A 17196-nucleotide genomic window follows, 5' to 3' on the forward strand; every position below is an offset into this window, starting at 1 on the left:
AACACTATTTCCTTTCCACACTTTCAATCCCCAGCACCTTTGCTTCGAACTGCCGCGGTATCCGCACCGTAATACCTTTTTCCAGCAAGTCCTGCCCGTTGTATTCCCCGAAAACAGAACCGGTTTCCGGATCAAACAATCTGTAGCGGTGCAACGCATTCACCAAAGGCATCGCAAACGTCCGGCTGGTATCCAGCGATCCGTTGCGGTAAAAGAACAGCACGCCGCCGTCTTTTTCCCGGTTGAACTTGTAACAACCGTCCCAGTTGCCGGTACCGGCCCGCGGGAACACATCAGAAGTCTGCGAAAAACGGGTGAACTGGTATCGCGCATCCATCATTTTAAACCAGGCATTCCATTTGGCATACCAGCTTTTCAGCTCAGGCGTCAGCTTTCTCGCGTCACCTACAATGATCGGTTTACCGGATGCCAGTGAAAGGAAGGTATAACGGGAAAAATCCGTGTCGATCAACTGATTGCCGATCAGGTTGGTGGCCGCGGGTATGACCTTTGCCCGGTCGTAGCACATCTGGCGGATCTTGATCGGCCCCAATGGCGGATCTTCGTTGTAATTCGTCAGCCAGTCGTAATCCGCGTGCTGTATCAGGGCAAAATCATTGATGTAGTACTCTCCCCAGACCTCGTAGGTACAGTCTATCAGCAGATCCGGGAACTCGGCATGCAGAGAATCAAATATCCGCATGGCGTTCTCATAGGCAGCGTAGTAGGAGCTTTCCCGGTCAGGGGCGCCTTTCTTCGCGCCATAATCCCCTTTGCGCGCATAATCCAGCACATAGGCGGAATTGATAATGGCAAAGTCCAGCTTCAGATATGCCAGCCGGTTCTCCCTTACCAGCGCTTTCATTCGTTGCAGGATATGGTCTGCATACCCTGTCGATAAAGACATGGTGCAATGTTCATTGGAATTCACGTGCAGGTAAGTGGGTTTCCCCGCTTTGTCGAGCACCGCCCATTCCGGATGCTCCTTGAACACCCTGCTTTCCCTGCTCACGGTAGCCAGGCTCAGCCAGAGGCCGGGCTTCATGCCTTTTTCGATGATATGGTCGCATACCGGTTTCAACCCGTCGGGAAATTTTACGGGATGCGCTTCCCAATCCCCATGGCGGGCCTGCCAGCCGTCATCGATAATGAACAGGTCGGTCCCTGATCCGGACAAACCATCCGCCAGCTTTCGCACCAGTGTATCGCTGATCTTTGTAAAGAAGGGCCGCCAGGTGTTGTAAAAAGAAAAAGGTATTTCATCCCGTTTGAACAGCTTGACTCCCAGCCGGGTGCGGACGAAATCGGCAAAATGCCCCTCGAACGCATCTTCCCATTTATCCGATTTAACCATGCAGATGAAGGCTTTCGGGCTGGTAAAACGTTCTCCCGGCGCCAGCCATTTTTTAAAGGGATAGGGATGACCGATCTCGTTCATCCCGATGGAAACCCGGAGGTTATGCCGGAAGACCTCCGTTTTTTTCAGCACGCTGGGCGCCTCATTCCCCAGAATGAAGCCTTCACGGTCGTAAGTATGGTACACCATTACCGCAGCATCGTGGTGGTTCCCGTCATAAGGCCGCCAGGTGAGGTGGGTGCCGTATTCGGAAATGATGTCCGTCATCTGCTGGCTGATGGGCTCCAGGTTCAGCCGTTCCACTTCCAGGTCCGTGATGGCCACCGGTTTTTGCGTGTTATTGGTGATGATGAGCTGTTTGCGGATAACCGGCAGTTCGTCATACAACTCGTACACCAGTTCCACGGATACCTGTTCGCCCTTCATCAGGACGCGCAGCTCCTGAGCGCTGTCCGGTCTCCGGTGCAGGGATTTGCGGGTAACAATAAAGGTAGCATCTGTGCCGCTGACGCTTCTGCCGTCCACAGCAAAATAAAATTCTTCGGACCCCGACCGGTTATAGTTGCGGCCGGACAGCTTATTCACAAAAACCGCCGTATGGAACCCGTTACGGTCGATAACGAATTGCCTTTGCAGGAAGCGGTTGCCGATCATCGTGGAATCCTGCGCCGTAGCGCTTGCCATAATAACCTGAACAATACATAACAGCAGTACCGGTTTTTTCATTATTCCTGATTATATTAAGCGGGGCTGGCCGGACAGGCCGGTGGAGACTCGCGGATCAATACTTTTCCTCCACACCTGCCCGGGACAGCCCCCCGTTCCGATAATATTGTCATCCTGCTGCCTGCTGGCAGAAAGAGAAAACCTGCGCATCGGAAAACCCGTTCCGATAATATTGTCGCCCTGCTGCCCCGCATCCCCTACGCGGGGAAAAACGAAACCGCCGCAACTTGTCAAGCCAGCGCTTCCTTTCGTGTAATTCCCCTGTCGCCGGAATACCTTACATTTAACTTACGGTATGAACATCCTTAAAAAGATCATCGACTGGCGGCTGCACCATGTGCTGTTCTGGATCGCATTCTTTGTGGTATGGATGGCCCTGCGGATAGATGATTATCCTGACCTGCAGCCCACCGTCCTCGCCGGCCTGCTGAAAGTACTTTCCCTGGCTGCCGCCGTATATTTTACCAATTACATCCTCATCCCCCGTTTCCTCTACACCCGCCGTTACGCCGCATTCGCCCTGAGTTTCACAGTGCTTGTCCTGTTAACGGGTTTTATCGTTATCCGGCTGCTGCACCTCATTCTGCTCCCCTATGCCTCCAGCATCACCCACTGGCCCAATGCCACTTTCCGGGCGCAGGTGTATGATGTGTATATTCCGCTGTTCTTCATGGTGGGCGCTGCTGCCGGAATAAAATTCTATATCGATCAATTGCGGACCTTACACCGCCTGCAAAGCGCACTGAGGGCCGGTGCAGAGCAGGAACTGCAGTTCCTCCGCTCCCAGATCAACCCCCATTCGCTTTTCAATTCCCTGAACACCATCTACTTCCTGATTGATAAAGAGAACCGCCCGGCCCGCGAAACACTGATGAAATTCTCCGAGTTGCTCCGCTATCAGCTGTACGACTGCAATACGGAACAGATCGATATTGAAAAGGAAATACAATACCTGGAAAACTATGTAGCCATACAAAGGCTCCGCCACGATGAGCAATATACCATACAATTCAGCACCGGTGCGGAAGTGAAGGGCTTTCCCATAGCGCCGTTGCTGCTCATCCCTTTTGTGGAGAATGCATTCAAGCACCTCTCCACCCACCATCACAGCGCCGTTCGTATCAGGATGGAGAAACAGGGACAGCAGTTCCGCTTCTCCGTGTTCAATACCACGGAAGAGAAAGCAGCGCCTTCTCCCGGTGGTATAGGACTGGCCAATGTAAAACGGAGGCTGGAGCTGCTGTATCCGGACAAACATGATCTTCAGATCGCGATCAATGATAGCACCTGTAATGTTCAACTAACCATCAATATATGATGAATATCCGCTGTCTCATTGTGGATGACGAGCCACTTGCCCGCAAAGGGCTGAAAGAATATATCGGTGATGTGGATTTCCTGGAGCTGGCCGGGGAATGCGACAGCGCCCCCAAAGCTGCGGCTATTTTGCAGTCACAGCAAATAGATCTGATGTTCCTGGACATCCAGATGCCAAGGATGACGGGCCTGGCATTCCTGCGCACACTGCCCGCGCCGCCGCTGGTGGTGCTGACAACGGCCCATCCTGATTATGCGCTGGAAGGCTTTGAGCTGGACGTGCTCGATTATCTTCTGAAACCCGTGCCATTCGAACGTTTCCTGAAAGCGGTACTGAAAGCCAAAGCACAGCTCAATCTCCGGCAGAAAGGCCAGGCGGACTGGTTTTTCATCAAATGCGATAACAAGCTGGAAAAGATCGCCTTCAGCGATGTGCTGTATGCGGAAGCCCTGCAGAACTATGTGGCTATACACACCACCTCCCGGAAATTCATCACCTACCTGACATTCAAAGGCGTGGAAGATTATCTGCCGGGCGAACGATTCGTAAAAGTGCACAAATCCTTCATTGTGGCCGTGGAGAAAATAGACAGCATCGAAGGGAATGAACTGCTGGTGAACGGGCACCACATCCCCGTCAGCCGTAACCTGAAAGACGAAGTAATGCAGAAGATATTGAATAACCGGTACCTGAAAAGGTAAATCACATCAACCCTTCAGCCGGCGGCGGCTTTTATTGAACAGCATCAGCCCCTTGTCCACTCCTTTCCGCAGCTGCGCCTGTTCTTCCTCAGGCAGTGCCAGTATATCGGTACAGGCTTCGCTGCAACAGCCGTTGTATTTTGCCGCACATTTTTCGCATTGAATGAACAGCAGGTGGCAGCCTTCGTTGGCACAATTGGTATGGGTGTCACAAGGCTCGCCGCACTGGTGGCACTGGCTGATAATATCTTCACTGATTCGCTCCCCGAGACGTTCGTCGAATACGAAGTTCTTGCCGCGGAACTTGTTGGGCAGCCCCCATTCCTTAGCTTTGTTGGCATACCCGATAATGCCGCCTTCGAGATGAAAAACGTTACGGAAACCTCTGTGCAGCATATAGGCCGAGGCTTTTTCACAGCGGATGCCACCGGTGCAGTACATGATGATATTCTTGTCCTTGTAAGGCTCCATCATCTCCGCAGCCATAGGCAGCTGCTCGCGGAAGGTATCCGAAGGCACTTCCTGCGCACGCTCAAAATGCCCCACCTCAAACTCGTAGTGGTTCCGCATATCGATGATCACCGTATCCGGGTCTTCTGCCAGTTTGTTGAACTCCCTGGCATTCACATACCTCCCGCGGTTGTCCATATCGAACGAAGGATCGGTAATCCCGTCCGCCACGATCTTCTCCCTCACTTTGATCCGCAGTACCCAGAACGATTTGCCGTTGTCGTCCACCGCAATGTTCAATCGCACACCGTTGAGAAACGGAATGGAATACAGGTGTTGCTTAAACGCCTCAAAATGATGCTCGGGAATACTGGCCTGCGCGTTGATACCTTCGTGCGCTACGTAAATACGGCCGAAAACCTGTAATTGAAACAGTGCCTGGTACAGCTCATCACGAAAAAGCTGTGGGTCTGCTATTTTGGCGTACTGGTAGAAGGATACCGTTACCCGCCTGAATGTTTCCGCTGCCAACCGGGCTTTCAGCTCGGTGGCAGACAATCTGTTATGTAATACCATGTTGAAATTTTAAGGACCAACGCCGGTGGAACAAAATTTCTGTCACACTAATTTGTGACATGACGCCGCAAATGTACATAAAATACTTATCCACAGCTGAAGCAAACCCGATCATCTTCATTAATATATTGAGAATCAAAACAAATTAGGGGTAATTTATATTTATATGCCTTGTGGGTGTGAACAACCATTGAAAATTGTGGCACGGAATTGGAAAATACGGTTTTACAAGAGGACAGTACCCCGTGAGGAATGAATTGTCACTAACCCTAAATAGGACCTATATGAATATTTATGTTTATTACTTCTTTGCCATTGTGATCGGTTTATGGGCATACCGCCTGTGCGTTTATTTTTTTGGAAGTGACAATACCAAAAAGGCAAGAAGTTATAGAAGACGAGGATAGCATTATCCGGCAAGCAAAAAACAGGGCTGTACGATCATCATCCGTACAGCCTTTGTATTTTATTCGATCCTGAACGCACCGCCGATGATCCCGCCGAAGCCTACCCTTACTCCTACACGCGTGGGCAGCTGACTCTGATACCCTGCTACCACATCCACCCTTATCATCTTGAAAATGTTCTCCAATCCAGCTGATATCTCCACGTAATTATTGTCGCGGTTCACATAAAAAGCGTTGGAACCTGCTACAAGATGCCATTTCAGGCGGTTGAACAAGGGTATCTTGTTCGTGAGCAGGCCATTGAAATGATGCTCTACATTGGCTGTGGCATACAATTTTGCTGATGTGCTGTACTGGTAATAAGGCGCCACCTGAAAACTGTTGAGATAGCGGATGTTATAGAAAGTCCTGTTGCCATTGAAATGCTGAAGGTCGGGGATGCTGACAGCACGGTCGTTCAGGAAACCGCCGGCGGACAGGTTATAGCGCAGCTCACCGAACAGTTTGAAATTCATGTTGTCCCGCATCGATACTTTCCATTTGTCGAAATCAGCATCCAGGAAACCTTTGGTGTACATCACCGAAAACGTGGGGTATTTTGAGCCTATGGCTACGCGGCTGCGGGGATATTCAATGAACCGCTGCCCCGGCTGGTAACTGAGTGAAACGCTGGTGGTCAGCACCTGTTCCCGTTCAAAAGGTAAAGCGGCCAGCTCTTCGGGATGATTGGGGCTAAATATCTTCTTTTCATTTTTGAACAAAACAAAGTCCGTGGTATTCTCCACCGGTATGCGGTCCTCATACAGCGCATTCACACTGAGGCGCAGGGTACTGGGGAACTGGCGGTGAAAACCCAGGCTGCCGAACCAGTTCTCATACAGCTTCATGTAATTCTCTTTCACCAGCAGGGTATAAAGGGAATTGGTCACCGGCCCGATCGGCCCTTCCCTGTTGAACTGCGATATTCTTTTACCACCGCCAACCGTCCATATATTGCCATTGTTCCTACCCCGTCTGCTACCGCCGTAGGTCAGAAACGTGTATGCATTCAGGTGAGTATTGCTGAAGCCGTAGCGAACGACATTGCTCATCTGGAGCCTTTTATTGCCCGGCAGGCTGAAGGTCAGCGAGGGCTGCAGGTTTACGGCCAGCCCTTCCACGGTGTTGTAACTCAGCGCACTGATCAGTGACCGCATGGAAAAGGAATGTGAGGCGATCACCGTATCCCGCTTGAAATACCAGTTATGCCCCCAGGTGTTCATCAGGATGTCCGTCACCTTCACCTTTTGCGGTTTACGGCGCAGGGAATCCAGGTGATAGCGGGAGCGGCTGGAATCCCGCTGGACCTTTGCCGTTGAATCCTTTACCCGGAAGTCCCGCAACTCCTCTTTTTCCAGCGGCATGGGACGAATGCTGTCCCAATATCGCAAGTCCCGCTCATTCACATCCTTCTGGTATTTGATCACTACTTTCCCGAAATATCCTTTGGGGAAAACAGGTTGCAGGTCATAGTTGGAATATACATTGACGAAATTGCCTGCCAGATCGAAGCCGAACTTTTTCAGCACAGCATAGACCACCTGGTCTTTCGTCCGCCAGACCTCTTTGTTCACCGGTACATGCGTTTGCCTGATGATCAGGGTATCCGCCAGCTCCAGCTGATATTCCTTCGTCAGCATAAGATCTGTGCTGTGGATGCGCCAATCTTCGTCGGTAATATAAATGTACCCGGCAAAGAGCGGTTCATATTTGCGACGGGGCATCACTTTGATCTTGTGCACCATTTTTCCGTCTTCCATGAATGAGCCTTCCAGGCGGTAGCGGTAATATGCCAGGGCATTCTCCGAGATGGGGGAAATAAACCCGCGCGGCCCTATCTGCGAGGTTACCGCTTCCACATTATTGTCATAAAAACTGATCGTAACCGGGATACTGAAACCCAGCCCTCCCCCGCTTTGCCTGGATGAGATCACATCCAGCTTCGTATCCGGTTCGCGGTGCGATATTTTTGTGACGGATTCTGATAACATGATGATGCCTTTGCCGGTGGAATCCACGCCCATGTCCTCCCGGTCTATCTTCTGACCAAAGAATTTCGTGGGCGTGCTGCGCAGCTTGAACTGGCTTTTGATATAGGCGTCCGCGGTATAGGCCTTCACCTGGTGCTGATAGAAGCTTCTTTTTTTGATGGCCTCCCGGATAATGGCATAAGCGGGGTCTTCCCCTCCGGACTTCACCACTACTTCCCGGATCTGCATGCTGACCGGTTCCATGGCGAACGATACCTCCTGTTCCGCATCCGCTACCTTCACCGTTTTTTCCGCCTTCCGGTAGCCCATGTACTGGCAGATGATGGTATGCTCGCCGGCCGGCAGCTCCAGCTGGTAAACGCCGTTCGCATTGGCGGTGGTACCGTTGGTGGTGCCTTTGATCATGACGGTGGCGTAGGGCAGCGCTTCACCTTTATTGTTGGTAATAAGACCTTTGATGACGCCGGCCTGGGTTTCAACGGCCAGCACAATGGAGAGGGAAAGGAGTAGAATTTTTACCATATATCAAATATAGCAGCCTCCTTTGCAGATTATATGGTTTTTGATGGTTTTAAAGGAACTTTAACAGAGTATGCTCATGCACGCCCAACTTTCTTTCTCCGCAACATACTGGCGGACAACGCGCTCAGCGCGCCCACAATACCGCCCAGCACGGCAGTGATCATCACCATCGCGAAGGGGGAAGCAGACTGAAGAATAAGTTTGCTCATGCGGGTGGCAAGAATGTGATCGTTGCGCAGGTCCATCACTCCCGCCATCATGCCCCACAACAACGCAATACCCAGGAAGCCGCTGAAGAATGCTTTTCCCGGCGTTTGCGGCAACAACAGGGCAATGGCAAATGCGGCGAGCGCAATGCTCCACCAGTCCAGGAACAGCCCCAGGAGGTAAGCGAGGGCCGCAGTGAGTATGAGGGTCAGAAAGAAACGCATATCTGCATGTAAAGGGTTACGAATTGATTTACTGCCAAGTCCGGCGCTGCCGGGAACTCCGGTCTTCCTGACGCCGCCTGCACATTTTCGTGGTCTCAGGATGACATCCCGTCCGCATTCAACAGCTTTTCGCGGCGGCTCTACGCCTTGCTGGCTTCCAGCGCCTGTTCAATATCCGCAATGATATCGCCGACATGTTCCAGTCCCACTGATATCCTGATCAAACCCGGAGTGATCCCCACATTCAGCCTTTCTGCCTCGCTCAGTTTGGCATGCGTGGTGGATGCGGGATGAGAAGCGATACTGCGGCTGTCTCCCAGGTTGGCCGTCAGGCTCAGCAGCTCCAGCTGGTCCAGGAAACGCCGGCCTCTTTCCAGCCCGCCGCTGATCCCGAAACAAACGATCCCGCCACCTGCGGTCATCTGCTCCTTTGCAATGGCATGTTGCGGATGACTGGTCAGCCAGGGATATTTCACCCATTCCAGGTGAGGGTTGCCTTCAAGGGCTTTAGCCAGTGATAATGCGCTTTCGGAATGACGGGCCATGCGGATGTGCAGCGTTTCCAGGCTTCTGCTCAGCACCCAGGCATTAAAGGGTGACAGCGAAGGGCCGGTGCTGCGGCAAAAGGCATACACTTCATCCACCAGTTCTTTGCGCCCCAGCACAATACCGCCCAGTACACGTCCCTGCCCATCGATCCATTTCGTGGCGGAATGGGTTACCAGGTCCGCCCCCAACGCCAGCGGTTTTTGCAGTACCGGAGTGGCAAAGCAATTGTCCACGTTCAGGATGATCTTATGCTTCTTTGCAATAGCTGACAATGCCGTCAGATCTATCACATCCAGCCCGGGATTGGAAGGCGTTTCCACGAAGATCATCTTTGTATTGGGCTTTATCAGCGCTTCGATGGTCTCCGGTTTCGTCATATCGAAATAGGTATGTTCAATGCCCCATTTCGGTAAGAACTTTGTGATAACGGTATGCGTAGAACCGAAGATAGATTGGGAAGACAACAGATGGTCCCCCGTTTTCAGGAATGCCATGAAGCTGCCGAATACGGCGCTCATGCCTGAAGCGGTGGCAAAACCGGCTTCGGCGCCTTCAAGGGCGCACATCCGCTGAATGAACTCCTCTACAGTGGGGTTGCTGAAACGGGTATAGATAAAAGCATCGGTTTCATCCGCAAAAGCGGCGCGCATGGCCTCGGAATCTTCGTAGCAAAAGCTGGAAGTGAGGTACATCGGCGCGCTGTGCTCCATATGCGAAGTGCGTTCGGACTGGATCCTGACTGCTTGTGTTTCCGGGTGGTATGTTGGCTTGTTCGTTCTTTGTTTCATCTGTTTATCCTCATTTTTACGGGTGGATGGAGCCTGCGGTTTGCCGGCTTCATCTGCGGTATAAATCTGTATGATCCGTCGCTTTATGCAGGCAGACGGGATCAGCTATTGAGCTTCACCTCCCAGGTCAATTGGGTTTTGCCCTGACGGAGTGTTTCTGCCACTGAACAATATTTGTTCATGGACAGTTCCACCGCCCGCGATGCTTTATCAGCATCAACATTCCCGCTGATATAAAAAACGATGTGCGCTTTTTCCCATAAAGATGGCTCCTTCCCTTTCTCCCGCTCCGCTTCTATCTCGATGCGGAAGTCCGTGACCTCCTGGCGCTGCTTCTTGAGGATCATCACCACGTCTATCGCCGAGCAGCCGCCAAGGCCCATGAGCAGCATCTGCATGGGGCGTACGCCATTGTTCTTGCCACCGTTCTCCACGGAGGAATCCATTAATACTTTGTGGCCCTGTTCGTCCACAGCTTCCATATTAAACCCGTCGTCAATTCTTTGTAAGGCGATCTTCATAATGCAGTGATGTTAAAAATAATATTCAAAGATATGGCATATAGCGGAAAAACCCGAACCTGACGAACGGCATTCGTAATCCGGGATTTGTAAATCGTCCGCGACTTTTGTAGGTTTGCGCAAAATTCAGAACGGAGTTGTCATTGCATATCCACCACAGCCACCAGCCTTTCCATCTTGAGTCCGGCGAAGTTCTTCCGGGGCTTGACATTGCTTATCATACTTACGGTACGCTCAATAAACACGGCGATAACGTGGTCTGGATCTGTCATGCCCTGACGGCTAATTCGGATGTGGCCGACTGGTGGCAGGGCCTGATCGGTGACGGCCGGGTTGTTGATCCGGCAAAGCACTTCATTGTCTGCGCCAATGTCATTGGCTCCTGCTACGGTTCCTCCGGACCGCTGACCGTCAATCCCGAAACCGGGCAGCCCTACTACCGGAATTTCCCGCAGGTGACCATCAGGGACATTGTGCATGCCCACATCCTGCTCCGCAAACACCTGAACATCGAGCGCATTCACCTCCTTGTGGGCGGGTCCATGGGGGGATACCAGGTGCTGGAATGGGCGCTGATGGAAGCGGAACGCATCGGCCGCCTCTTCCTGTTATGTACCGGCGCCGCTGAAAGCGCATGGGGCATTGGCGTACATACCGCCCAGCGCCTCGCCCTGGAAGCAGACCCTACCTGGGAAGAGCCCCGCCCGGACGCCGGCGCCAAAGGCCTCAAAGCCGCCCGGGCCATCGGCATGCTCACCTACCGCAACTACCAGACCTTTGTGCGCATGCAAACCGATCCCGACAAAGAGAAAACGGATAACTTCAAAGCATCTTCCTATATCCTTTACCAGGGCGATAAACTCGTGAAGCGTTTCAATGCCCAAAGCTACTGGCTGCTCACCAAAGCCATGGACAGCCACAACATCGCCAGAGGACGGCATGAAGAGGTCGCCATCACCCTCCGCCAGATCGAACAGCCCACGCTCCTGATCGGCATTGCCAGCGATATCCTTTGCCCGCCCGAAGAGCAGCTGACCCTTGCCGAACATATGCATAATACCATCTATCATGAAATAGATTCTCCGTACGGCCACGACGGTTTCCTCATCGAATTTGAAAAGATCGGACGCATCCTGGAAGACTTCCTGTCAAAACCATAAACACCAGCCAAATAACCTGCAATCAATTGCATTTCAGACAATTGACAGAAAACTTTTCGGAATCCCAAAAAACCCTTAACTTCTCTGTATAATTTGAACAGGCCCTGAACAATATGCTTATTTAAAAAAAACAATATCCGAAGTCAGCCAGAATTCCTCATTAAATTCTCACATTATGAAAAGTACTTTACCAAAGTATTGTTGGCTCATCGTATTGCTCTTAGCTTCATGGCAATCTGTGCTGGCACAAAATCAAACCACGATCAACGGAACGGTAGTTGACGCTACTACCACGCAGCCCCTGCCGGGTGTATCGGTATCTATCAAAGGCGCTACAGCGGGCGCCATCACTGCCGCAGACGGGAGCTTCAGGATCAATACCTCCCGCTCCCTGCCCCTGACCCTCACCTTCTCGTACATTGGTTATTCCCCCCGGGAAGTCACGGTGTCCGATGCCTCGGCAAGCGTCAACGTCCAGCTGTCCTCCACCGAAATACTCGGGCAGGAAGTAGTGGTATCCGCCAGCCGCGTACCGGAAAGCATCCTCCAGTCTCCCGTTTCCATTGAGAAGCTGGACAGTCGCGCTATCAAAGCCACCCCCGCGCCCACTTTCTACGATGCACTGGCCAATATGAAAGGCGTGGAGCTCAGCACCCAGAGCCTTACCTTCAAATCCGTCAACACCCGCGGCTTCAACAGCAACGGGAATACCCGCATGCTGCAACTGATAGACGGAATGGACAACCAGGCTCCGGGGCTTAACTTCTCCGTAGGCAATATCGTAGGGATCACCGAACTGGATATGGATAATGTGGAGTTGCTGCCGGGAGCCGCCTCAGCCCTGTACGGCCCCAACGCCCTGAACGGCATCCTCCTGCTGAACAGCAAAAGCCCCTTCCAGCACCAGGGCCTCAGCGCCAATATCAAAACCGGCATCCTGAACGAATCCGGCCGAAGCTCCTCCTCCACCGGCTATTACGATGTCAATGTCCGCTATGCCAAAGCCTTCAACGATAAATTCGCCTTCAAGGTGAACCTGGGATATATCAAAGCGGACGACTGGCAGGCGTATGACGACCGGGACCAGAGCGTGCTCAACGGCTACAACCTCAAATCCGGCAGCCGCAGCGCTAATCCGGGTTATAACGGGGTGAACATCTACGGTGATGAGACCAATGTGAATATGTTCGGCAGCCTGAGACCCGTGGCCCTCAATCCCGCCCCGGGCAATCCGCTCGGCCAGGGTATCGCACAGTTCTCCGCCCAGACGGGAATACCGGCCGCAACAGTCTTCGGCGCATTTATGCCGGACAGTGCCAGCACCTTCGTATCCCGTACAGGTTATGAAGAACGCGCGCTGGCCGATTACGATACCAAAAACCTCAAGGCAAATGTGGCCCTTCACTATAAATTCAACAGCAACCTGGAACTGCTCGCCCAGGGCAGCTACGGTACCGGTACTACCGTGTACACCGGGGCAGACCGGTATTCCATCAAGAATTTCCGGATGGGCCAGTACAAACTGGAACTGAGAAGCGATAATTTTTATGTGAGGGCCTATACCACCCAGGAGCGCTCCGGCGATTCCTACGCCATCGGCACCCTTGGCGCTGGCATCAATGAAGCCTGGAAGCCCAGCACCACCTGGTTCCAGGAATACTTCGGCGCTTACGCCGGTGCAGCATTCCCCGCTTTCGTGACCGCATTCCAGCAGGGTGTGGGCGGCGGACAGAACCCGCAGGAAGCATTTGCCGCGGCCGCAGCCGCCATCAAAGGCAACTCCCCCGCCTACCATGAGGCCGCCAGGGATGTGGCCGATCAGGGCCGCCTCATACCCGGGACCGCAGCATTCAACACCGCTGCACAAACGGTAAAAGATAAACCCATCCCCGGAGATGCCAATGGCGTTGGCGCCAAGTTCCTGGACAAAACCAACCTGTACCAGGCGGAGTTCATGTATAACTTCAAGAACCAGATCGATTTCATGGAGCTGATGATCGGCGGCAACTACAGGGTCTTTGCGCTCAATTCGGAAAAGACCATCTTTGCCGTGGATGATAACGGCGATGAATTCCGGGTCAACGAATTCGGCGGTTACCTCCAGGTGGGTAAAAGAGTACTGAACGATCAGTTGAAGCTGACCGGCGCATTGCGGTACGACAAGAACGAGAATTTCGAAGGCCAGTTCAGCCCCCGCCTGTCCGCCGTGTACACCTTCCTCAAAACGCATAATATCCGCGCCTCTTATCAGACCGGTTTCCGCATCCCGCATTGCCAAGACCAGTATATCGATCTGAGAACGCCCCAGGCAAGGCTGCTCGGCGGCCTGCCCTTCCTGCGCGAACGGTACGGTCTGAACGATGTGCCCGTATTCACGCTGGAATCCGTACAGGCCGGTGCGCCACAAGCCTATACTTTCCGGGAGTTCAAACCGGAAAAGATCATCGCCTTTGAAATTGGCTACAAGGCCCTGATAGCCAACAAACTGATGATAGACGCTTATGTGTACACCAACACCTTCCGGAATTTCAACGGTTCCCAGGTACTCATCAAATCCACCACACAGGAAGTATTTTCCATCCCGGTCAATTACGACCAGGATATCAAATCATGGGGATGGGCACTGGGCCTCGATTATAACCTGCCGCAGCAGTTCGTGGTGGGTGGAAATGTGTCCTACAACGAGTTAAGCAACCAGGAAGACCTCGGCAACTTCCAGGCCATGTACAACACGCCCAAGGTGCGGTATAACCTGTATGTAGCCAACCGGAATATTGCCCGTTCCAACTTCAGCGCCAATGTCACCTGGCGCTGGCAGGACAGCTTCATCTGGTCTTCTTCCTTCGTAGGGCCGGTTGTACGGGCGCTGAACCTCGGCGAAATACCCGCCTTCGGCACGCTGGACGCCCAGGTGAGCAAATTCTTCCCGCAGCCGAAAGTAACCGTGAAGATCGGCGGCTCCAACCTGCTGCAGAACGCTTACGTGCAATCATGGGGCAACCCCACCGTAGGCGCGCAGTGGTACGCCTCCATCGGCTACAATCTCTAAGTTTTCAGTCTTTGCCATAAATAGCGAAAGCCCCCGGAAATTCCGGAGGCTTTCTTATTTTGTTGTAACCCTCATGATCAACTCATGGGTATCTTTGGTCAGACGTTGAAACGGAAATGCATCACATCACCATCACTCACTACGTATTCCTTGCCTTCGATCCTTAAACGGCCGTTATCTCTTGCAGCAGCTTCCGATCCGTACTTCACAAAATCGTCGTAAGAGATCACCTCCGCCTTGATAAAACCTTTCTCGAAATCCGTATGGATCACACTGGCTGCCTGCGGCGCTTTCCAGCCCTGGTGGATCGTCCATGCCCTTACTTCCTGCACCCCGGCAGTGAAATAAGTGATCAGGTCCAGCAGCTTGTAAGTAGAACGGATCAGGCGGTGCAGGCCCGGTTCTTTCAAGCCGTATTCTCCGAGGAACATTTCCTTGTCCTCCGCATCTTCCAGCTCCGTGATCTGCGCTTCAATGGAATTGTTCATCACGATCACTTCCGCATGCTCTGCTTTTGCAGCGGCGGTCAGCGCTTCGGAGAATTTGTTGCCGGTATGCAGTGAGGCTTCATCTACATTCGCTACATACAATACCGGTTTTTCCGTCAGCAGAAAGAGATCGGCAATAGCTGTGCGCTCTTCTTTGGACAGCGCCAGTTCGCGGATGTTCTTCCCTTGTTCCAGATGCTCCTGGCAGCGTTTCAGTATCTCGAACTCCGCTTTTGCCTTGGGATCGCCACCGGTGCGGGCCATCTTTTCCGTACGCGCCACTTTCTTCTCCACACTTTCGAGGTCCTTCAGCTGCAGCTCGGTATCAATGATCTCCTTGTCGCCCACCGGGTTGATGGGGCCTTCTTCACGGAGAATATTATCATCTTCAAAACAGCGGATCACATGTACGATGGCATCCACTTCGCGGATGTTGGCGAGGAATTTGTTGCCCAGACCCTCCCCTTTGCTGGCGCCTTTAACAAGACCGGCAATATCCACGAACTCGATGGTGGTAGGCACCGTGCGGTTAGGCTTTACCAGTTCTTCCAGCTTCGATATCCGCGCGTCCGGCACATCTACGAGGCCAACATTCGGTTCGATCGTGCAAAAGCGATAATTGCTCGCCTGTGCTTTGGCGCTGTTAGAGACAGCATTAAATAATGTGGACTTCCCTACGTTCGGCAATCCTACAATTCCTGCTTGCAAAGCCATTTCTTAAAAAAATTTGCGCAAAGATAGTGCAATTCAGCGAGTAAAGCGTGTTAAAATTTACTATTTTGGGCGCCGGAACCAGTGCAAAGGGCTAATCCGCTGATCCGTAAGGCATAAAAGCGGGAGCGGAACAACTACATTCAAACCGATAATCATTCAAGATGGCATTAAACTACGTCTGGATCAGCTTTTTTGTGATAGCATTTATAGTGGCGCTGTACCAGCTCATCTTCGAAGGCAATACCGAGGTCTTCGCCAAAATGATGACCAGCACCTTCGAGAACAGCAAGACCGGCGCAGAGATCGCCATCGGGCTGACCGGGGTGATGACCCTCTGGCTCGGTATCATGAAGATCGGTGAAAAGGCAGGAATGATCGAAAAATTCGCAAAGTTCGTCAATCCCCTGTTTTCCAGGCTCTTTCCCCAGGTGCCCAAAAAAGCGCCGGCCATGGGCTCCGTAGTGATGAACTTCTCCGCGAACATGCTGGGGCTGGATAATGCCGCTACACCACTCGGGCTCAAAGCCATGAAAGAACTGCAGGAACTTAATCCGCAGAAAGATACCGCCAGCAACCCGCAGATCATGTTCCTGGTGCTGAATACCGCGGGGCTGACCATCATTCCCACCAGTGTAATGGCCGTACGCCTGGCCATGGGCGCGGCCAATCCGGCCGACATCTTCATTCCCACCATGATCGGTACATTCATCTCCTTCATGTCCGGCATGATCGCCGTGGCCGCTTACCAGCGCATCAACCTCTTCCGGTTGCCGGTGCTTGTTTTCATCGGCGGTTTCCTGCTGCTGATGTACGGCCTTTATGCCTGGATGCATACCATGCCTTCGGAAGATATCGCCACTTACACCGCCATGATCGGCGGCCTGATCATCTTCTCCGTGATCATCCTGTTCCTCGTTGCCGGGGCCAGGCGGAAGATCAATGTATATGAAGCATTCATAGACGGCGCCAAAGAAGGCTTCACCACCGCCGTGATGATCATCCCTTACCTCGTAGCCATACTGGTAGGCATCGGCGTGTTCCGCGTAACAGGCTGCCTCGATTTCATCACCAATGGCATCGCGCTGCTGGTAGGATGGATGGGACTGAACACTGACTTTGTGCCGGCATTACCGGTAGGGATCATGAAAACCTTCAGCGGCGGCGGCGCACGCGGCCTGATGATAGACCTGATGAAGCCGGAGAACTACGGGCCGGATTCCTTCGTGGGCCGCCTGGCCTGTATCATGCAGGGTTCCACGGAAACCACTTTCTATGTGCTGGCGCTTTACTTCGGGTCCGTCAACATCAAAAAAACGCGGCATGCCCTGGCATGCGGACTGATCGCAGACGTTGTGGGCGTTATTGCCGCCATCATCATCGGGTATATTTTCTTCCACTAACCTTAGTAC

12 protein-coding genes are annotated in these 17196 nt (G+C 52.6%); 5 read left to right on the forward strand and 7 right to left on the reverse strand.

Translation table 11 applies throughout. The features are described from left to right. Positions 1-4: 4 nt before the first annotated feature. A complete protein-coding gene (locus FW415_RS17455; RefSeq protein WP_148387631.1) occupies positions 5-2083 on the reverse strand; it encodes a glycoside hydrolase family 36 protein in 2079 nt (692 codons plus the stop codon). Between the two features lie 295 nt (positions 2084-2378). Between FW415_RS17455 and FW415_RS17460 the strand changes: the two genes are divergently transcribed. Together FW415_RS17460 and FW415_RS17465 are read left to right on the forward strand one after the other, a co-directional pair. Further along, positions 2379-3401, forward strand: a complete 1023-nt coding sequence (locus FW415_RS17460; RefSeq protein WP_148387633.1) for a sensor histidine kinase — start codon at positions 2379-2381, stop codon at positions 3399-3401. Continuing rightward, the gene (locus FW415_RS17465) at positions 3398-4102 is read left to right on the forward strand and encodes a LytTR family DNA-binding domain-containing protein (protein WP_246858785.1); all 705 of its coding nucleotides are present in this window, start codon (positions 3398-3400) and stop codon (positions 4100-4102) included. Before FW415_RS17460 ends, FW415_RS17465 begins: the two co-directional genes overlap by 4 nt. Positions 4103-4108: 6 nt before the next feature. Here FW415_RS17465 and FW415_RS17470 read toward each other — a convergent pair whose 3' ends face one another. From FW415_RS17470 to FW415_RS17490, 5 genes are all read right to left on the reverse strand, one after another. Then, on the reverse strand, positions 4109-5128 hold the full coding sequence (locus tag FW415_RS17470) for a rhodanese-related sulfurtransferase (protein ID WP_148387635.1): 1020 nt from the start codon (positions 5126-5128) through the stop codon (positions 4109-4111). A 466-nt stretch (positions 5129-5594) separates the two neighbouring features. Then, complete coding sequence (locus tag FW415_RS17475; RefSeq protein WP_148387638.1) at positions 5595-8087, reverse strand: DUF5686 and carboxypeptidase regulatory-like domain-containing protein; 2493 nt, start codon at positions 8085-8087, stop codon at positions 5595-5597. A gap of 74 nt (positions 8088-8161) precedes the next feature. After that, on the reverse strand, positions 8162-8518 hold the full coding sequence (locus FW415_RS17480; protein ID WP_148387640.1) for a hypothetical protein: 357 nt from the start codon (positions 8516-8518) through the stop codon (positions 8162-8164). A gap of 140 nt (positions 8519-8658) precedes the next feature. After that, the gene (locus FW415_RS17485) at positions 8659-9855 is read right to left on the reverse strand and encodes a PLP-dependent aspartate aminotransferase family protein (RefSeq protein ID WP_148387642.1); all 1197 of its coding nucleotides are present in this window, start codon (positions 9853-9855) and stop codon (positions 8659-8661) included. 101 nt (positions 9856-9956) lie between these two features. Beyond that, positions 9957-10376: an OsmC family protein gene (locus FW415_RS17490; protein WP_148387644.1), complete on the reverse strand. Its 420-nt coding sequence runs from the start codon at positions 10374-10376 to the stop codon at positions 9957-9959. A gap of 137 nt (positions 10377-10513) precedes the next feature. Between FW415_RS17490 and metX the strand changes: the two genes are divergently transcribed. Together metX and FW415_RS17500 are read left to right on the forward strand one after the other, a co-directional pair. Next, positions 10514-11536, forward strand: a complete 1023-nt coding sequence (gene metX, locus FW415_RS17495) for a homoserine O-acetyltransferase (protein ID WP_246858786.1) — start codon at positions 10514-10516, stop codon at positions 11534-11536. A 175-nt stretch (positions 11537-11711) separates the two neighbouring features. After that, on the forward strand, positions 11712-14585 hold the full coding sequence (locus tag FW415_RS17500) for a TonB-dependent receptor (protein WP_148387646.1): 2874 nt from the start codon (positions 11712-11714) through the stop codon (positions 14583-14585). Positions 14586-14683: 98 nt separating this feature from the next. On the opposite strand, the gene ychF is transcribed toward FW415_RS17500, so the two are convergent. After that, positions 14684-15787, reverse strand: a complete 1104-nt coding sequence (gene ychF / locus FW415_RS17505) for a redox-regulated ATPase YchF (RefSeq protein WP_148387649.1) — start codon at positions 15785-15787, stop codon at positions 14684-14686. 161 nt (positions 15788-15948) lie between these two features. On the opposite strand from ychF, the gene FW415_RS17510 reads away from it, so the two are divergent. Beyond that, complete coding sequence (locus FW415_RS17510; protein WP_148387651.1) at positions 15949-17187, forward strand: nucleoside recognition domain-containing protein; 1239 nt, start codon at positions 15949-15951, stop codon at positions 17185-17187. Positions 17188-17196: the final 9 nt, after the last annotated feature.

The organism is Chitinophaga sp. XS-30, assembly GCF_008086345.1.
In the GTDB taxonomy this organism is placed as follows: domain Bacteria; phylum Bacteroidota; class Bacteroidia; order Chitinophagales; family Chitinophagaceae; genus Chitinophaga.

What these genes read in the sequence shown, in the direction of transcription:
- FW415_RS17455 (WP_148387631.1), bottom strand. Translation starts at nt 2,083, where the DNA reads ATGAAAAAACCGGTACTGCTGTTATGTATTGTTCAGGTTATTATGGCA.
- FW415_RS17460 (WP_148387633.1), top strand. Translation starts at nt 2,379, where the DNA reads ATGAACATCCTTAAAAAGATCATCGACTGGCGGCTGCACCATGTGCTG.
- FW415_RS17465 (WP_246858785.1), top strand. Translation starts at nt 3,398, where the DNA reads ATGATGAATATCCGCTGTCTCATTGTGGATGACGAGCCACTTGCCCGC.
- FW415_RS17470 (WP_148387635.1), bottom strand. Translation starts at nt 5,128, where the DNA reads ATGGTATTACATAACAGATTGTCTGCCACCGAGCTGAAAGCCCGGTTG.
- FW415_RS17475 (WP_148387638.1), bottom strand. Translation starts at nt 8,087, where the DNA reads ATGGTAAAAATTCTACTCCTTTCCCTCTCCATTGTGCTGGCCGTTGAA.
- FW415_RS17480 (WP_148387640.1), bottom strand. Translation starts at nt 8,518, where the DNA reads ATGCGTTTCTTTCTGACCCTCATACTCACTGCGGCCCTCGCTTACCTC.
- FW415_RS17485 (WP_148387642.1), bottom strand. Translation starts at nt 9,855, where the DNA reads ATGAAACAAAGAACGAACAAGCCAACATACCACCCGGAAACACAAGCA.
- FW415_RS17490 (WP_148387644.1), bottom strand. Translation starts at nt 10,376, where the DNA reads ATGAAGATCGCCTTACAAAGAATTGACGACGGGTTTAATATGGAAGCT.
- FW415_RS17500 (WP_148387646.1), top strand. Translation starts at nt 11,712, where the DNA reads ATGAAAAGTACTTTACCAAAGTATTGTTGGCTCATCGTATTGCTCTTA.
- ychF (WP_148387649.1), bottom strand. Translation starts at nt 15,787, where the DNA reads ATGGCTTTGCAAGCAGGAATTGTAGGATTGCCGAACGTAGGGAAGTCC.
- FW415_RS17510 (WP_148387651.1), top strand. Translation starts at nt 15,949, where the DNA reads ATGGCATTAAACTACGTCTGGATCAGCTTTTTTGTGATAGCATTTATA.